The sequence below is a fragment of the Bacillus sp. 22446 genome, assembly GCF_052044955.1.
Classification (GTDB): domain Bacteria; phylum Bacillota; class Bacilli; order Bacillales; family Bacillaceae; genus Bacillus; species Bacillus altitudinis.
Genome location: NZ_JBQEOD010000006.1, coordinates 99,177 through 116,116, shown reverse-complemented (window position 1 = coordinate 116,116; position 16,940 = coordinate 99,177). Strand labels below are relative to the sequence as shown.

General features: G+C 43.4%; 15 protein-coding genes and 1 pseudogene. 6 read left to right on the top strand and 10 right to left on the bottom strand.

Annotated elements, in window-relative coordinates:
* Positions 1–42 precede the first annotated feature (42 nt).
* Together ACTJJD_RS13400 and ACTJJD_RS13395 are read left to right on the top strand one after the other, a co-directional pair.
* Entirely contained in the window at positions 43–1,023 is a 981-nt protein-coding gene (locus tag ACTJJD_RS13400) for a glutaminase (RefSeq protein ID WP_008342152.1), read from the top strand.
* Between the two features lie 33 nt (positions 1,024–1,056).
* On the top strand, positions 1,057–2,484 hold the full coding sequence (locus tag ACTJJD_RS13395) for an alanine/glycine:cation symporter family protein (RefSeq protein ID WP_440608523.1): 1,428 nt from the start codon (positions 1,057–1,059) through the stop codon (positions 2,482–2,484).
* A 39-nt stretch (positions 2,485–2,523) separates the two neighbouring features.
* On the opposite strand, the gene ACTJJD_RS13390 is transcribed toward ACTJJD_RS13395, so the two are convergent.
* From ACTJJD_RS13390 to ACTJJD_RS13375, 4 genes are all read right to left on the bottom strand, one after another.
* Positions 2,524–3,384 (bottom strand): alpha/beta fold hydrolase, encoded by an 861-nt coding sequence (locus ACTJJD_RS13390; protein WP_268416927.1) that lies wholly within the window; start codon positions 3,382–3,384, stop codon positions 2,524–2,526.
* Positions 3,385–3,497: 113 nt separating this feature from the next.
* The gene (locus ACTJJD_RS13385; protein ID WP_008342155.1) at positions 3,498–3,863 is read right to left on the bottom strand and encodes a VOC family protein; all 366 of its coding nucleotides are present in this window, start codon (positions 3,861–3,863) and stop codon (positions 3,498–3,500) included.
* Between the two features lie 100 nt (positions 3,864–3,963).
* Complete coding sequence (locus tag ACTJJD_RS13380) at positions 3,964–5,346, bottom strand: amino acid permease (RefSeq protein ID WP_017358611.1); 1,383 nt, start codon at positions 5,344–5,346, stop codon at positions 3,964–3,966.
* Positions 5,347–5,413: 67 nt separating this feature from the next.
* Positions 5,414–6,922 (bottom strand): class I adenylate-forming enzyme family protein, encoded by a 1,509-nt coding sequence (locus ACTJJD_RS13375; protein WP_440608522.1) that lies wholly within the window; start codon positions 6,920–6,922, stop codon positions 5,414–5,416.
* 262 nt (positions 6,923–7,184) lie between these two features.
* Here ACTJJD_RS13375 and ACTJJD_RS13370 point away from each other — a divergent pair, with 262 nt between their 5' ends.
* On the top strand, positions 7,185–7,622 hold the full coding sequence (locus ACTJJD_RS13370; RefSeq protein ID WP_007498406.1) for a MarR family winged helix-turn-helix transcriptional regulator: 438 nt from the start codon (positions 7,185–7,187) through the stop codon (positions 7,620–7,622).
* A 21-nt stretch (positions 7,623–7,643) separates the two neighbouring features.
* Here the strand turns inward: ACTJJD_RS13370 and ACTJJD_RS13365 are convergent.
* The 4 genes and pseudogenes from ACTJJD_RS13365 to ACTJJD_RS13350 all read right to left on the bottom strand — a co-directional run bounded on the left by ACTJJD_RS13365 (position 7,644) and on the right by ACTJJD_RS13350 (position 12,134).
* Positions 7,644–8,776, bottom strand: a pseudogene (locus ACTJJD_RS13365) (zinc-dependent alcohol dehydrogenase).
* Positions 8,777–8,937: 161 nt separating this feature from the next.
* Complete coding sequence (locus ACTJJD_RS13360; RefSeq protein ID WP_035390571.1) at positions 8,938–9,960, bottom strand: quercetin 2,3-dioxygenase; 1,023 nt, start codon at positions 9,958–9,960, stop codon at positions 8,938–8,940.
* 80 nt (positions 9,961–10,040) lie between these two features.
* Positions 10,041–10,604: a TetR/AcrR family transcriptional regulator gene (locus tag ACTJJD_RS13355; protein ID WP_440608521.1), complete on the bottom strand. Its 564-nt coding sequence runs from the start codon at positions 10,602–10,604 to the stop codon at positions 10,041–10,043.
* 45 nt (positions 10,605–10,649) lie between these two features.
* Complete coding sequence (locus ACTJJD_RS13350) at positions 10,650–12,134, bottom strand: amidase (RefSeq protein ID WP_125590016.1); 1,485 nt, start codon at positions 12,132–12,134, stop codon at positions 10,650–10,652.
* A 188-nt stretch (positions 12,135–12,322) separates the two neighbouring features.
* On the opposite strand from ACTJJD_RS13350, the gene ACTJJD_RS13345 reads away from it, so the two are divergent.
* Entirely contained in the window at positions 12,323–13,936 is a 1,614-nt protein-coding gene (locus ACTJJD_RS13345; RefSeq protein ID WP_223255657.1) for a S8 family peptidase, read from the top strand.
* 37 nt (positions 13,937–13,973) lie between these two features.
* On the opposite strand, the gene ACTJJD_RS13340 is transcribed toward ACTJJD_RS13345, so the two are convergent.
* Positions 13,974–14,510 (bottom strand): DUF402 domain-containing protein, encoded by a 537-nt coding sequence (locus ACTJJD_RS13340; protein WP_025206677.1) that lies wholly within the window; start codon positions 14,508–14,510, stop codon positions 13,974–13,976.
* 114 nt (positions 14,511–14,624) lie between these two features.
* Here ACTJJD_RS13340 and ACTJJD_RS13335 point away from each other — a divergent pair, with 114 nt between their 5' ends.
* On the top strand, positions 14,625–14,831 hold the full coding sequence (locus ACTJJD_RS13335; RefSeq protein ID WP_008342164.1) for a hypothetical protein: 207 nt from the start codon (positions 14,625–14,627) through the stop codon (positions 14,829–14,831).
* Between the two features lie 59 nt (positions 14,832–14,890).
* On the opposite strand, the gene ACTJJD_RS13330 is transcribed toward ACTJJD_RS13335, so the two are convergent.
* Positions 14,891–15,427: a GNAT family N-acetyltransferase gene (locus ACTJJD_RS13330; RefSeq protein ID WP_008342165.1), complete on the bottom strand. Its 537-nt coding sequence runs from the start codon at positions 15,425–15,427 to the stop codon at positions 14,891–14,893.
* 211 nt (positions 15,428–15,638) lie between these two features.
* Here ACTJJD_RS13330 and ACTJJD_RS13325 point away from each other — a divergent pair, with 211 nt between their 5' ends.
* Complete coding sequence (locus ACTJJD_RS13325; RefSeq protein ID WP_440600273.1) at positions 15,639–16,856, top strand: multidrug effflux MFS transporter; 1,218 nt, start codon at positions 15,639–15,641, stop codon at positions 16,854–16,856.
* Positions 16,857–16,940: the final 84 nt, after the last annotated feature.

The window sequence follows — 16,940 nt, the reverse complement described above, 5'->3', positions numbered from 1 at the left end:
AATTCAATAGGGTACTTTTTGATTTTTGATTGGAGGAATCGTATGAAAACAGCAATTTCTAATAATACACAACACGCATGCCAGTCTTCTGTAGATCAATGGGCAGAAGAAATACGTCCGTATTACAAAAACGGGCAGAACGCTGGCTACATTCCAGCACTCGGAAAAGTAAATTCCTCTCAACTTGGTATCAGCGTGATAGGCCCAGATGGATCATCTGTACGTTATGGTGATTGGGACGTTCCCTTTACCCTGCAAAGTATCTCAAAAGTCATCAGCTTTATAGCTGCCTGTTTAGGAAGAGGCGTTCCGTACGTCTTGGATCGGGTAGATGTAGAGCCAACTGGTGATGCATTTAATTCCATCTACCGCCTTGAGATGCATAAACCAGGGAAGCCCTTTAATCCAATGATTAATGCTGGAGCTATTACCGTATCCTCCATCCTTCCTGGAAAGACTTCTACAGAAAAGCTAGCATATATTTTCGATTTAATCGAAAACTTAATAGGTAAGCGTCCTTCTGTTAATGAAGAGGTTTATCAATCAGAATGGGCAACTGCACACCGCAACCGGGCACTTGCTTATTATTTAAAAGAAACCAATTACTTAGAATCAGATGTCGAGGACACGTTAGAAGTGTATTTAAAGCAATGTTCCATTGAGGTTACAACAGAGGACATCGCCTTGATTGGACTGATTATTTCAAGTGATGGCTACCATCCCTTTAAACAAGTCCAAGTCATCCCAAAAGATATCGCAAGACTAACAAAGGCATTGATGCTGACATGCGGCATGTACAATGCGTCTGGTAATTTTGCTGCTTTCGTAGGCGTTCCAGCCAAAAGTGGTGTGTCTGGAGGAATCATGGCTTGCGTTCCGCCAAGCGCAAGAAGAGAATTTCCGTTTCAAACAGGCTGCGGTATCGGCATTTATGGTCCTGCCATTGACGATTGTGGAAATAGTATTACCGGTGTCATGATGCTGAAGAAACTCGCCAAAGAGTGGGATCTCAGTATTTTTTAAAAAGAACAGTGATGAATTCGAAGAGGTGATGTTATGAACGAAAAAGCTTTGCTATCTTATTTAACAACTACAAATGATTTTATTTGGACTTATCTTGTCATTGCTCTGTTACTTGGAGTAGGGGTCTACTTCACATATAGATCACGCTTCTTGCAAGTCAGAATGCTGAAAGAAATGCTGCGTGTTCTAAAAGAAGGAAGAAAAGAAAAAGAGGGAATCTCACCGTTCCAAGCATTTGCCATCAGTATGGCAGCACGTGTCGGAACAGGGAATATCACAGGGATTGCTATCGCTATTGCGATCGGTGGACCTGGCGCAATCTTCTGGATGTGGATCGTAGCGATTATCGGTTCTGCTTCAAGCTTTGTTGAAAGTACACTAGCTCAGGTGTATAAAGTAAAAGATAAAACAGGATTCCGCGGCGGACCTGCTTATTATATGGAAAAAGGGTTAAATAAGCGCTGGATGGGGATTTTATTTGCCATCCTGATCACGATCTCTTTTGGGATTGTCTTTAACGCAGTGCAATCAAATACAATCACCGTCGCTTTTAAAAACTCTTTTGGTCTAGATCGTTTAACTGTCGGAATCGTTATGGCTGTTATTTTTGCGTTCATTATTTTCAAAGGAATCAAAGCGATTGCAAAAGCATCTGAATATATTGTCGTTTTTCTTGCCGTTGCTTACATCGGGATTGCTTTCTTTGTCATTATCACAAATATCACTGAACTACCAGGTGTCATCAGTACGATTGTGAAGCACGCTTTCGGATTTGAACAGTTTGCCGGCGGTACATTAGGTGGAGCATTGTTACAAGGGATTAAACGCGGTCTCTTCTCAAACGAAGCCGGTATGGGTAGTGCCCCTAACGCAGCAGCAACTGCTGTCACGAGCCACCCTGTCAAACAAGGGTTAATCCAAGCATTTGGTGTGTTAACAGATACGTTAATTATTTGTACAAGTACAGCCTTTCTTGTTCTGTTCTCTGATGCGTATAAAACAACCAATCTGGAAGGAATTGAGCTAACTCAGGCTTCATTAAGCCAGCACATTGGACCTTGGGCTTCTGGATTCCTGGCGATCATGATTTTCTTATTCGCTTTTAGTACGTTAATTGGTAACTATTACTATGGTGAAACGAACATTGAGTTCTTGGGAGCGAATAAAATTTGGCTCAACATCTATCGTGTTGCTGTCATTGGCATGGTTCTTTTCGGAGCTGTTGCGACTGTTCCTCTCGTTTGGGGTCTAGCCGACTTATTCATGGGTCTCATGGTCATCGTCAACCTCATTGCCATTACCATGTTGTCCAAAGTCGCCTTTGCAGCACTGAAGGATTACATGAGACAGAAAAAAGAAGGCAAAGATCCTGTTTTCTATAAAAATGCCGTTCCAAACAATGAAGAGATTGAATGCTGGGACGACGAACCGGTTTCCTTGAAAAAGAATCAAATTGGGTAAAACAAAAAAGCTCTGGTCTTCTGATCAGAGCTTTTTCCTTTATGCTAAAAATTCGAGAATGAGCTTGTTCACGACATCTGGTTTTTCATGATTGATCCAATGAGTCGCATCATCGACAAAAATCAGTTGTCCATTTGGGCAAATTTTGATCGTTTCTTTTGCGAGCTTTCTGCTTAGAAACTTGTCCTCCATTCCCCAGATCATGCGGACAGGCACGAGAATTCGTTTGGAAATCGGTTTTTCAAAGCCGCCTTTTTTAATACCTCGATACCAATTCAACATGGACGTAATGGCTCCCGGCTGCGTCCATGCCAGCTTATAGCTTGAGACATCTTCCTTCGTGAACAGATGAGGTCTAGCAGACAGTCCAATGGCTTCATCCAGTCTTTGAAAGTGATTTTCTTGAAGGGCTGCCTCTGGTACATTTGGAAGCTGAAAGAACGCGATATAAGAGCTCTTCTTCCACTGCGGCGGATAAAACGGAAGGACCTTCATCATCACACGAGGATGCGGCATGTTGACGATGATTAATTTTTCTACATATTGAGAACGGGTTGAAGCAAGATGCCAAGCAACAGCTCCACCCCAATCATGTCCGCCGACAATGGCCTTTTGATTTGGGCTCAGTGCCTTAATTAATCCCACGATATCATCTCTTAATTTGTCTAAGACGTATGATTCGACTCCTTCTGGTTTGTCACTCAGATGGTATCCCCTTTGATCAGGAACAACGACACGATACCCTGCCTCAGCTAGGGGGCGGATTTGATTTTTCCAACCATACCAAAACTCAGGAAATCCATGCAGCAGAACCAGCAGTGGGCCATCTTCAGGACCAGCCATTGCCGTATGGAGCTTTATGCCGTTTGTTTGAATATATTGAAACTCAACTTGATCCATTCCTTTTCCACCCTTTCCCCATGTCTTATCATTCTTCCAACATAGCATATTTTCCATTTTTCAGAAAATAAAAACACTCACAAAAAAACCTTCACAAGGGTGAAGGTCTTTATTTATTTCATATAATTCAGCACCCATATCAGACCATTCTTCCGATCTTGTACTTGTCCATGAAGTGCGCCAAAAAACGTATCCTGTAATTCTACAAGGACATCTCCGTCAGCTTCAAGCGCCTCGTATACAGCCTTTAACTCTTCCTCATTGTCAAACTGCATGATCAATCGAAGATTCTCCGGTTTTGGTGTGCGGCCAAATGTATCTGAAAAGTGGAGCAGTGATTCTCCAAGGTGTAGCTCAGCATGCAATACACGGTCTTGATGTTCATTTAAGATACGAATATCTCCGCCAAAAATTCCTTGATAATATTGAAGAGATTCTTTGACGTCTTCTACGACAATATAAGGACTAACGCTGATCATTTCCCTCATCCTCCTCTTGTTCCGTTCATTATCTCTTATATAGCTTATCCCAAATCGTATGAAAAAAGGCACAAATCGTCAACGGATTTGCACCTTTTTCTCAAGCAGATTTCGCTAATTCACTATGTTTGTTAGAATATGCTGCGTACATGACGACACCGATCATCAGCCAAACCCCGAAATACAGCCATGTCCGGCCTGGTAAATTGAGCATCAGAAACACACAACAGCCCATCGAGATAATTGGCAAAACCGGTACAAACGGAACCCGGAATCCCCTTTCTAGCTGTTTATGTGTCTTTCTCAAAATGAGTACGGATAAGCTCACCATCGCAAACGTTAATAATGCACCGATATTGGCTAGGTTGGACAGATCCTTCAAATCAATAAACCCTGAAATAACAGCTGTCATCCCGCCAATCACCCATATACTCGCAACAGGTGTATCACTTTTGTTTGTTTTTGAAAACACTTTAGGCAAGAGCCCGTCCCGCCCCATCGCAAAAGCAATTCGAGTTGCCGCATAATTATTGGCGAAAATCACAGCCATCAATCCAATCACAGCACCGACAGAAATAATACCAGCCACGCTATGTTGATGGACACTTTGCAATACATAAGACATTGCCTCTGTCACATTCAACTTCGTATAGTGCACCATACCTGTCATGACCAAACAAACGACAATATAAATGATCGTACAAATGAGCAATGAACCAATAATGCCAATTGGCAGGTTCCGCTGTGGATTTTTCACCTCTTCTGCAGAAGCCGAAATGGCATCGAATCCTAAAAAGGCAAAAAACACAGCAGCGGCTCCAGCAATAATCCCTTCCGTACCAAACGGCATGAACGGCTGCCAATTGGCTGGCTCTACATAAAAACCACCTACTACAATGAAAAGAACAATAATGCCAAGTTTCACAAACACCATGATATTATTGAATTTTTTACTTTCTTTCGTTCCTCTAGATAGGATCCACGCAATGAGTAAAGCAATGATAATTGCTGGCAAATTCATATATCCGCCTTGTTCTGGACCAGCTAAAAATTGATGTGGAATTGAGATTCCAAACCCCTCCAGCAGGCTGTTAAAATAACTCGACCAGCCACTCGCTACAGCTGAAGCAGTCAGCATATAAACAGATAATAACGTCCATCCCATGAGATGACCTACGAGCTCACCCATTGTGGTATATGAATAAATGTACGCACTGCCGAACACAGGCAGCGCGGAAGCCATTTCTGCATAACAAAGTGCTGCTAAACTGCACACAATCGCTGCGATCGCAAAGGAGAAAATAACAGCCGGTCCTGCATCCTTAGCTGCTGTAATTCCGGTTAACACCATGACCCCCGTCCCAATCACAGCCCCTATGCCAAGGAGCGTGAGATCGAGCCCGCCCAGTGTTTTCTTTACCTTTTGCTGTCTGCTCTGTTCTAACAAATCGTGAATGTGTTTCTTACGAAGTATATGTCGCAAACCCTTTCCCTCCAAAACGTTAGAAAAACAAAAAAATCATTCAAATTTCATTATAGCAGAATAGGTCCTACGCATTCACAACCAATTCACGTAAATCTTTCTTCATGATTTTACCAAGTTTATTTTTTGGAAGATCCTGTGTGAAATGAATGGATGGCACTTTGTATTCTGCTAAACGTTCCTTGCAGTAATTCACCACATCTTCTTCGCAGAAATCGACAGATTCGTCTTTTACGATATACGCACTTGGTACTTCACCATATAAGTCATCTGGTACCCCAATGACAGCAGATTCAATTACACCTGGAATTTGATCAATGACCTCTTCCACTTGGTCAGGATAAATATTATCCCCACCGTATAGAATCACATCTTTGTATCTCCCTGTGATGTAAAGAAAACCGTCTTCATCCAGATAGCCTGCATCCCCCATATGGAACCAGCCATCTTTGAGCACTTTCTCTGTCGCTTCAGGTTGATGATAGTAGCCTAAGAAATAAAATGGGCTTCTCATGACGACCTCGCCAATTTCTCCAGCTGGGAGCGCCTCCTCTGTCTCAGGATGCACGATTTTGACTTCTACATCCGGATCCACTTTACCAGCAGAGCCCATCTTATCCTCGCCCATCGCTGGATGCCACGCACTCACAACCCACGCTTCCGTACTTCCATAGCCATGCATCATCTGAATGCCTACTTCTTTGTAATCTTTAATTAAGCGTACCGGTACCTTCGTACCACCAGAAATCGCAATTTCAAAAGATGAGAGATCGTACGAACCGCGCTTCATTTCTTCTAGCATGTACGTATAAGCTGATGGGAAAGCCATCATAAACGTAATTCTTTCTTTCTCAATCGTTTCTAAAATGCGTTTCGGTGTTGCATCATGTAAGAAGACTAACGTATACCCTTCAATTGCAGCTGCAATCAAGTGATTAATAGAACTCATATGATACAGCGGATGACTTGCCAAGTATCGTTTTCCTTTCAGATCAAATCCTCGATTCCCACGTCGTGTTAAAAATTGATAGATTCGTCCATGTCCGACCATACAGCCTTTTGGATTGCCTGTTGTACCTGAGGTGAATAAAATCATGGCCAAATCTTCTTCTGATACCTGTTCAGCAAGATCAATGCCATCATTAGACGCCAATATGTCTTCAAACAGCTGTGTTGTTTTCGCATTGACACCAGATTCCACCATGAGACAATCTTCTAAAGACACATTCACTGCCGCAATGATGTCGCGGAATTCACGGTCAAAAAATAAAGCCTTTGGCTCTGCTTTTTTCAAGATACCTTCTAGCTCAAAAGAGGTAAGTTGCCAGCTAAGCGGTACGGCGACTGCACCTGCTTTAATGGCTGCCAGCATAATCGTAGAAAAGTGATGATGGTTTTGACAAATAAAGCACACCCGGTCACCTTTTCGAATTCCTTTACGATGTAAGTAATGCGCCAGCTGATCAATGCGTTTTGCATATTCTTCAAATGTATAAGACACACCGCCGCCAGTTACCGCTTCAATTTGTGAAGAGCGTTCCATTCTGTCGTTTAGTAATGCCTGTAAAGTATTCAATATCTTCATCTCCAAACGTTTGATGTCCAATAGCCAATTTCCAGTGAATTGGATTGGCAGATTTTATCTCATTCACATTCTAAAATAAAAAGAGATGAAAGTAAAATCATTTCATTTTGGAATTGTTCCTTTTATTAATTGATAATATAGGTAATTTTATAGCCGTCTTCCATTTTGGTTTAAATGATGATGCTTATTATGATAAGATAGACCTAGTAATTGATCGGAAAATGCGAATGCAATAGGAAAAGAGGTATGGAGAATGCAACATTTCGAGCTAGAGGCAAGTTTGTTAGACCATGCACTGACAAAGTATTTAAAGGCGACGAAACGAATAGATGAAGAGAATATCCCGAAAAACGTCACGAATGTAAAAGGGTTTATTTTACGCATCATCTACCGCCATCAATCATGTACTGTGAAAAATATTCTGCAGGAAGTTTCATTATCTCCCTCCGCAACAACAACCGCTCTCAATCACTTAGAAGATGAAGGGCTAATTATCCGCTCTAGAAATAACAATGACCGCCGTACGGTATGGATTACACTCTCTGAATCAGGTGAACAAATCGCCAGACAAATGATCGACAATCGTCAGCTGCTTGTCAATCAACTGTTCAATCACCTATCAGAAGAAGATAAAAAAACATTTTTTGAATTAATCGAAAAAATGATGGACGAGCGCACATTAAAGGCTTAGGAAATATCCTAAGCCTTCTTTTTATGGCTTTAAGATGACTTTTATACAATCATCTTGTTTTTCATTGAATATGTGATACGCATGAGCTGCATCATCTAGCGGTAATTGATGTGTGATGATCGCTCTAGGATCAATTTCCCCGGTTGTCACTTTTTGATAAAGCTTTGACATGTACCCTCTCGCCGGTGCCTGTCCCATTTTCAGCGTGACGTTTCTTGCGAAAAAAGCACCCAATGGGAACATATTGTAAAGACCTCCATACACACCCGTCAGCTGAACAGTCCCGCATTTCCTCACGGCTTTTGTGGCAATTTGAATGGACCCTATCGTTCCTCCTTGCAGCTTGAGCTTCTGTTCAATCTTTTCAAGCGGTGACTTTTTCCCATCCATCCCCACACAATCAATGACAACATCCGCCCCGCCTTTTGTGAGCTCTTTTAGGGTTTCTCCCATGTCAGGGTCTTCTGTAAAATCAAATACTTCTACGCCGCTCATTCGTTTTGCATGGTGAAGGCGATAGTCTATGTAATCAACAGCAATGACCCGCTCTGCGCCCTTTTGCCAAGCAAACTGCTGTGCCATTAACCCAACAGGTCCACACCCCAGCACAATGACCGTATCCCCCTTTTTACACCTGCGTGTTCTACACTCCAATAAGCAGTTGGCAGAACATCTGATAAAAACAGCAATTGTTCATCCTCTAACTCACAATCATCCGGCACCTTAAATGGTGTATAGTTTCCAAAGGGCACTCGTAAATATTCAGCCTGTCCTCCGGGGTAATTCCCATATTTCTCACTGTATCCAAAAAGTCCACCTGAATCATAATGAGGATTTGAGTGATCGCATTGACTTTCTAAATGGTGATGGCAATACTGACATTGACCACACGCCACGGTAAATGGAATGACGACACGATCTCCCTTTTTCACCGCAGTGACATCCGGCCCGACTTCCTCTACCACCCCCATCGGTTCATGCCCAATCACATAGCCGATAGGAAGCGGGAAATTCCCTTGATATAAATGTAAATCTGACCCACAAATAGCTGTAGATGTTATCCGAACGATGACATCTTCACGATCTTGTATGGATGGTGCAGCTACTTCCTTTACCGCAATGCGGCTTTTCCCTTGATAGGTGACAGCTCTCATTTGCATTTCCTCCTTTAGTTCAAGTCATCATTTCTATAGCTTCACCTTGAATGGATGGTTCATACATATGAATAGGGATGCTGTTCCACAAGGGAAAACAAAATAACCCGCCGATTGATTCGACAGGCTGTTTATTCAAAGCTGTGTAACGCGTTACACAGCTATTTATCTTCGACAAACACCAAATCATACTGAGCAGAGGTCTCCCCACCCTCCATCATGTTCCCTTCCTGTATAAAATAAGGGCACATACCTGGACTTTGTGCTTCTTCAAATTGTTCAAACACTTGCTCAATATAGCCAGGCAGCAGCAAAACCAACATTTTATTTGAATGAGACACGAATTCATACAAGTGAACGGTATTCGGAGGAATATAGGCAAAATCCCCTGGCATCAAGCAAATATTTTCTCCGTTTAACTGAAGATTGATTCTGCCTTCAACACAATAAAGTGCTTCTGTATGCATTTCATGATAATGCGAACGTAATCCTTTTCCCTTTGTCCCTTCAATCACAAAATAACTAAATCCGTCTCCTGTTGTTTCCGTTGTCGCAATCAGCTCATGAAGCTGACCTTCGACCATGTATTGCTTTCCTTCACCAGCCTCCAGCACATATGGCTGCACTGCGCGCGGGAGCTGACTATGAAACAAAACAGCTGGCTTGGTTGTATTGGATAGCTCCCTAATGCCGTGCATCAATATGATATCGCTTTCTTTTTCAGCCTGATGAAAGCTGTCTGCATCAAATGGGTGATCAGTCATCGGCCATTCATTCTGCAACAGCCTCTTTCCGATTTGCTGATAGACATCTGTCATTTGTCCGCCCAGTGTATAAGAAATAAACCTTGTTTTGTGACTATGCATTCTATAGCCATGAATTGTTTTGGGCGGAATATGAATATAATCGCAGGCCGTCACCATATACTTTTTACCGTCCAGTATCACTTCCAGCTTCCCTTCCAGCACAAAGATGGTTTCAAATAGCGTCTCATGACAATGCAGCGGAAAGTAAGCACCTTTCCCACCTGTGATTAAGACAAGCTCAAACAGTTGATTTGTTTGATTTGCTTCTGCCAGCACATGTACAAGCTGATTTTCCAAACCATACAGCTCCCCCGAACCGGACACGGTATAAAAAGAGGTATCTTCGGATTGCTTGATCGATTGTGGTTGCTCCGACATCCCATCACTCCTCATGACTAATTGACTATCTTTATTATATAGACCAATTGATATAATAGATAGGCAATATGCGAGAGATTTTACTCTTCTCGCATAAATAAGTGTCTAAGGTAACATTTTACGTGCTCTAAAGGTGTCGTTTGCTTTAATGCAGTAGTCATTGATAATCCGCCGATGACCATTGAATGAAGGAGAGATGCCCGCTCATCCGCTTTTATTTCATCATATCCGCTATTCATCAGCTTTTCTTTGACAAGCTCTTGCCAGCGGATCATTTCTTGTTTGCATGCAGCATGAAGTTTTGTATGTTCAGGTTTTGACTCTGCCGCCAGTAAGACAATCGGTATCCCTCTTTCACTTTCTTGCTCCATAAAACCCCGAATAATATTTGTCATAAAATGATCGACGGCGACATATGGGTCATCAGAATAGGCAAAGCTTGCTTCAATTTGATCGATGACCCTTTGACTAATATATTCAACGGCTGCTATGGCTAGCTCTTCTTTTCCCTTTGGAAAGTAATAATAAAGAGATCCTTTCGGCGTGCCGCTCTCTCGAATGATTTGATTCAACCCTGTCGCATGATACCCCTGTTTACGTAAAAGAAGTGCGGCCGTTTGAATGATTTTGTCCTTCGTACTCACGTGTGACACTCCTTTCCTCCATAGACCAACGTCGATGCCATTGTATTATTGATTCAGTAATGGATGCGTTCCTTTCCATAATGAGGATGATTCTATTTCTGACGCCAGTCTGAGCAGCCAGTCCTCTTTTCCTTTCGGTGCTGTCACCTGTACGCCTAAAGGCATGTCTGCTTCTGTGAGATGAACTGGCACACTCATAGATGGCTGGCCGGTTAGGTTAGCCAGCTGTGTAAATGGTGTATAGGTCAAACTCTTGAGGAACATTTCATAAATCAAATCCTGCTGTGCTTGCATTGAAAGGGATGACACACGTAACAATGCAGCAATTTCTTGATCGTTATGCATCAGCTCGCCAACCTTTGGAGCCGAATAGGCAGTAGCTGGGGTCACATATAGATCGTAGGTTTGATGAAATGCGGCCATTTTTGCAGCGGCCATATCCCATGCATCAAGACTTTCTGTATAAGCAGCAGCTGTCACATTTTTTCCTGCTTCCGCCAGTACCCATGCCACAATATCTGTCTCCTCAGGCTTCACCGGACGCCCGAATGAACGAGCCAGAGAGGTAAATAAGGCAGACATTTCACCGCTGTTCATGACATAATATTGCTGCATTAGATGGACACCATCAATGTCCGGCTTCGCTTCCTCAATTTGATGCCCTTGTTCACTCAGCCATTTCACAGTGTTCAAGACTGCCTGCTTTGCTTCCTCACTCACCTTCGTGCCTACTGGAGAGTCTACACTGTAAGCAATTCGCATAGAAAAGGTTCGTTTCACTAAATCCTCCTGATAGCTGCCGTCATATAATGGCGTTTGGAACGCAGCCTCTGGCTGAATGACTTGAAGCAAATCAAGCAGGGCTGCACTGTCTCGAACTGTTTTTGTGAGCGTAAAGTCAATGGAAGCTCCTTGCCACTGCCTTCCTGCACCCGGGCCGACCGGTGTTCTCCCCCTTGTTGGCTTGAGTCCAAATAAACCAGTAAAGGATGCCGGAATCCGAATAGACCCTCCGCCATCACTCGCTCCACCCGCCGGTACGATGCCGCTTGCCACAGCTGCTGCCGTCCCGCCGCTTGAACCGCCCGGAGAATAGTCAGCATTCCAAGGGTTTCTCGTCGGACCATATAAAAAGGGTTCTGTCACATTTCTCAATCCGAATTCAGGTGTGTTCGTATGACCGATCATGAGGAGCCCAGCCTGCTTCAATCGACGGACAAAGTGGGAATCTGTTTGCGCCTTTACATCCTTTAACAGCAAAGCACCCGCCGTCAAAGGTTCATGCTCCAGCCCCTGCGATATATTTTTCAACACAAACGGAACACCAGCAAACGGCTGATCCGCATCTAGTGACTTCATGTCTTTGAACACTTGATCTCGCCTTGTCTGAATCACCGCATTTAGTACTGGATTCACTTCTTCCAATCTAGCAAATGCGGCTTGTACAAGCTCTTCGGGCGTGACCTGCTTTTTCTGCACAAGTGACGCCAGTCCCGTCGCATCATACGTCATATACTCTTTTACATTCATCGGCATGTCCTTCTTTCTCATATTATGATCTCTCTATTGTCTACTAGAATTCTATGAAATTCAATTTCGGGATACGTGTGAAAAAAACTTTCTTTCTAGACTATGATTCTTCTAACCATCTATCTTATTTCTCCGATATAATAAAGAAAAAAAGACGGAGGTCACCTCATATGCAAGGAGCCATTGCCTTGAAAAAGAAAATCGTCGTGGTCATCGCGTTTCTTCTTGCTTTGACAACTGCTTTGCCCTTCCATTCGCAGGCAGTTGCACCACCAAAAGAAACAGATGTCATCATCGTCTATAAAAATCAAAAAGGAAAACAGACGGCTATTCAAGAAAGTGAAAAAGTGAACGCTCAATACATACACCTTCCAGCTGTAGCAGTGACAGCAGATGAGCAAGCTGTCACCTCACTTAAAAAAGACCCGAACATCGCTTATGTTTCAAAAAACGTCAGGGTCAAACTCGCTGCTTCTACCGTGAAAAAAACGGCTGCTGCTACTGGTCAGGATGCTTTGGTACAAAAATCTTATAACTTGCAGAAGCTCAATGTAAAGCAAGCAATCAAAGAAGGCGTGACAGGGAAAAATGTGAAAGTAGCCGTTCTCGATACTGGTATTTTCCCACATGAAGATTTAAAGGTAGCCGGCGGTAAATCATTCGTCGATTACACGTCTTCTTACAAAGATGATGAAGGACATGGAACACATGTCGCCGGTACAATTGGGGCGCTCAATAATGATTACGGTACGGTCGGCGTCGCTTCTGGTGTGAAGCTGTATGCTGTAAAAGTATTAGATAAAAAAGGAGAGGGCGACTTATACAGTCTGCTCCGAGGCATTGATTGGGCGATTAGCAATAAGATGGACATCATCAACCTAAGTCTAGCTTTTGAAGATAACATTCCGATTTTACGTTCAGCAGTTGATGAAGCATACAAAAAAGGACTGCTGGTCGTTGCTGCAAGTGGAAATGATGGAAAGAAGAATGGGATTAGTTATCCTGCCGCATACAATAGCGTCATTGCTGTTTCCGCAACGACAGACAAAGACAAACTCGCCTCCATCTCTAATACGGGGAAAGGAATTGAATTTTCCGCTCCCGGCGAGAACGTCATCAGTACCTATTTGAAAAATGAATATTGGTATGCCACGGGTACATCACAAGCGGCACCGCATGTCACAGGGATGCTGGCGCTCTTAAAACAGCTACATCCTAAGAAAACAAATGTTCAGCTCCGCACTTTATTGCGCAGCTATACAGTGGATCTTGGCGCAAAAGGAAAAGATCCACAATTCGGCTATGGCCGCGTGCAATATGTGCCGCAGTCAACCTTTTTAAAGGCTGCGACAAGCGCAGTCAAGACAGCCGAAACATCTAAAAAACAGACAGATGTTGATCAAGCCAAAACGAAAATTGGCAGACTGACTGCCAGCAAGCAAAAAACCGCACTCACTGACCGAGTCAAAAAAGTCCAAACAGCCATTGATATTCGTGACGCACGAGCGAAGGTCAAATCAGCTGAAAAAAGTAAAACCCAAGGCTCGATTAAAAGTGCCCAAACGGCTATTAAAAAGCTATCCAAAGGCAAAGAAAAAACAAGCCTGCAAAACCGGCTCGACAAAGTCAAAAAACAAGTCGCCTATCAAAAGAAAGTGACAGATGCCAAACAAAAAGTCAAAAAAGCCGAAGCCAAACGAACAAAGAAAACAAAAGCAACCGCTCAAAGTGCGGTCAAACAACTAAAAGCATCTAAAACAAAAACTGATTTACAAAAACGAATCAACCGGATCAAGGTTTGATAAAAAAACGATTCCTTTCAGCAAGGAATCGTTTTTTCTATTTCAACATCTTCTGAAACAGGGTGTGATGATATTTCCCTTTCGCATCCAGCCTCACTTGATCGAGGATGTGCGCTAACGAATGGATGACATCACGGAGTGCCCGATGAACCGAGCCCTGCTCAAAGGAAGCTAAACTCTCCGGCAGTTCATCTTCATCCAAAACAAAGAAATCACCATTCGGAAGAACGAGTAGATCAATCAATAAATCTTCAAAAACAACCGCCCGTTCTTCAAACCATGTATGTCTGACGATATTCAAATAAGAGCCAATTTCATTGCCTTGATCATCCCGCCAAAAATAGACATTGTAAGGCCGGTCTGTCCAATAATAGGCGGTCGTATAACTCCCTTTTGGAATCGTGACAGTGCCATCACCAGCAACCATTGTAAATGGTTCTTGAATTTTATGAAACAACACGACTTGCTGCTCCTGTGCGTCTAACAGCTGACACGTATGTTCCACAACCTGATCATCGTATTTGATTTTTCTCTCAATGACGTCATCCCAAGAATTTGCATATAGCGGAAACAATCGGTCACAACCCCTTCTGCATCTACTTCTTATTCTAGTATACACTGCTTTCTTTTGAAGAAATAAAGGTTCACTGCTGCTGCCTATGGAAGACATATGGTGAGGTGAAAACAAATGAACGGAATCACAATCATCGAAACCGTAGCAGAACTCGGACAAATCATCTTGGTTTTTTGTGGCTATGCCCTTTACTGGCGGCTTGTGAAAACGAAAAGAGATCGAAAGCTGACCCCTTATGAACATGTGTTGAAATTTTTTGTCATGTTCGGGTTAATCTCTTGGTGCTTTTCATATATGGCACTGAACGTATGGGTGTCATGAGAAAAAGGAAGAGTCCCGTCCATGCAGGACATACTCTTCCTCTTCTTATTCGGTGTATATTATGAGCCAGCCGGCTGTTCTTTTTTAATCACATACTGATAGCTCTTCACATGCGTCCCATTTTGATTCACAAATTCTTTATCAAGTGCCCGTTCAAAGCCCATTCTTTCATATAAACGAATGGCGGCCTGCATTTTATCCGACGTATGAAGGTACAGGACGTTCTCGCCCCACGATTGCGTTAGTTCTATACTTTTACGCAACAATGACTCTGCAATGCCTTTTCCTCTCACATCAGGATCTACCCCTAAAAACCGGACAATCGCTGAAGTAATGCCCATCTCCGGCTTGTCATATGCCTGTTCTGATGATCGAAACATTTGAAGGGTCCCCACGACCTTGCCCTCAAGCTCGGCCACGAGCATCAACTCCATGTTTGGGTTATCTACAGCCGCTCGCAGCGCTGCAGAATAATTTTGCCAGCCTTCCTCTGTAAATTGAGGCTCATACTGTGCGTATGATTTGATCAACACATGTGTGATCGCCTCATGATCTTCGCTCACCGCTTGACGAATGATCAACTCTTGTTGCTCCATGCCAGCACCTCCTGTTTGTCTATGAATGGATATACGAATCATGCAATCATTGCATGCCGATGATCTGATTCTTTTCTCTACTCATTCAATGTAAAGAGTCTCCTTCGAAAGATCAATGATTTTGCACGAAAACTTCTTTGAAAATTTTGATTGAAATGGAAAGCTTGATTCATTATGCTGATTTGAGGACGTATACGAGGAGTGGCATCATATGAATTCTTTATCTTATCCCCAAGAATCGAAAAAAAATCGATTCCTCCTTGCCGCGCTTCTTGGCTCTTTAACAGCCCTTGCACCGCTGGCAATGGATATGTATTTACCTACTTTACCTAATATCGCCCGTGACTTTGAAGCAAGCACGGCGCTGTCTCAGTTAAGTCTCATGGCTTGTTTGATTGGACTTGCGCTTGGACAGCTGATTGCAGGTCCAATCAGTGATACAGTCGGCAGAAGAAAGCCGCTCATGATTGGATTGATCATTTTTATTGCGGCCTCTCTTTTATGTACAGTGGTCACATCAATTTGGACATTCATTCTTTTAAGGCTGATTCAAGGACTTGCTGGTTCAGCAGGCATTGTCATTGCACGAGCCATCGTGCGAGATCATTATGAAGGCTCAGAAATGACGAAATTCTTTGCTTTGCTCATGTTAGTCAACGGAGTGGCTCCAGCAGCGGCACCGATCGTGGGCGGACAAATGTTACGATTCACGACGTGGCAGGGTGTGTTTGTTCTGCTAGGAATCCTCGGGGCGCTCATGCTCCTAAGATCGATGTTTTCATTGAAAGAAAGCTTACCTGAGGAACGCAGACAGACTGGAGGCTTCAAACAGATCCTAGGTGCGATGAAAATTCTAGCGAGCGATCGACTCTTTGTCGGATATGCTCTCTCACAAGGGCTTGTCTTCGCCGCCATGTTTGCGTATATCTCTGGGTCACCGTTTGTATTGCAGGAAATTTTCAACCTTTCTCCGCAGGGCTTCAGCGCTGCCTTTGCGGTGAATAGTCTTGGCATCATCACAGCCGGACAAGTATTTGCCCGCGTTGCTGCGAAAATTGGTGAGGAGAAAGTCCTTCGCATCGGGCTGCTGACAGCTGCTTTAGGAGGCGTCACCTTGTGTGTGATGATCTCTATTGATGCAGGGCTTTATGGCATTCTCATTCCGCTCTTTTTTGTGGTCTCAAGCGTTGGGATTGTCGGCACCTCTGCACCATCTCTTGCGATGCAACATCACGGCGCACATGCTGGAAGTGCCGCTGCCCTCATCGGTGTGGCGCAAATGCTGCTAGGCGCTTGCATGACACCCCTTGTCGGCTTAGCTGGAAGCCAGACTGCCTTTCCCATGGGGCTGATTATTATGCTCTGTGACCTTGGCGCACTCTGCTGTTATTTTTTCTTTGTTGCCAGAGCGAAAAAAAGACCCGCATAAGCGGGTGGCAGATTGTTGACAAAGGGCTAAAATGAACTTGATTTTAGCCCTTTGTCTTCTTTTCAGCGTGATAGAAAACCTTTG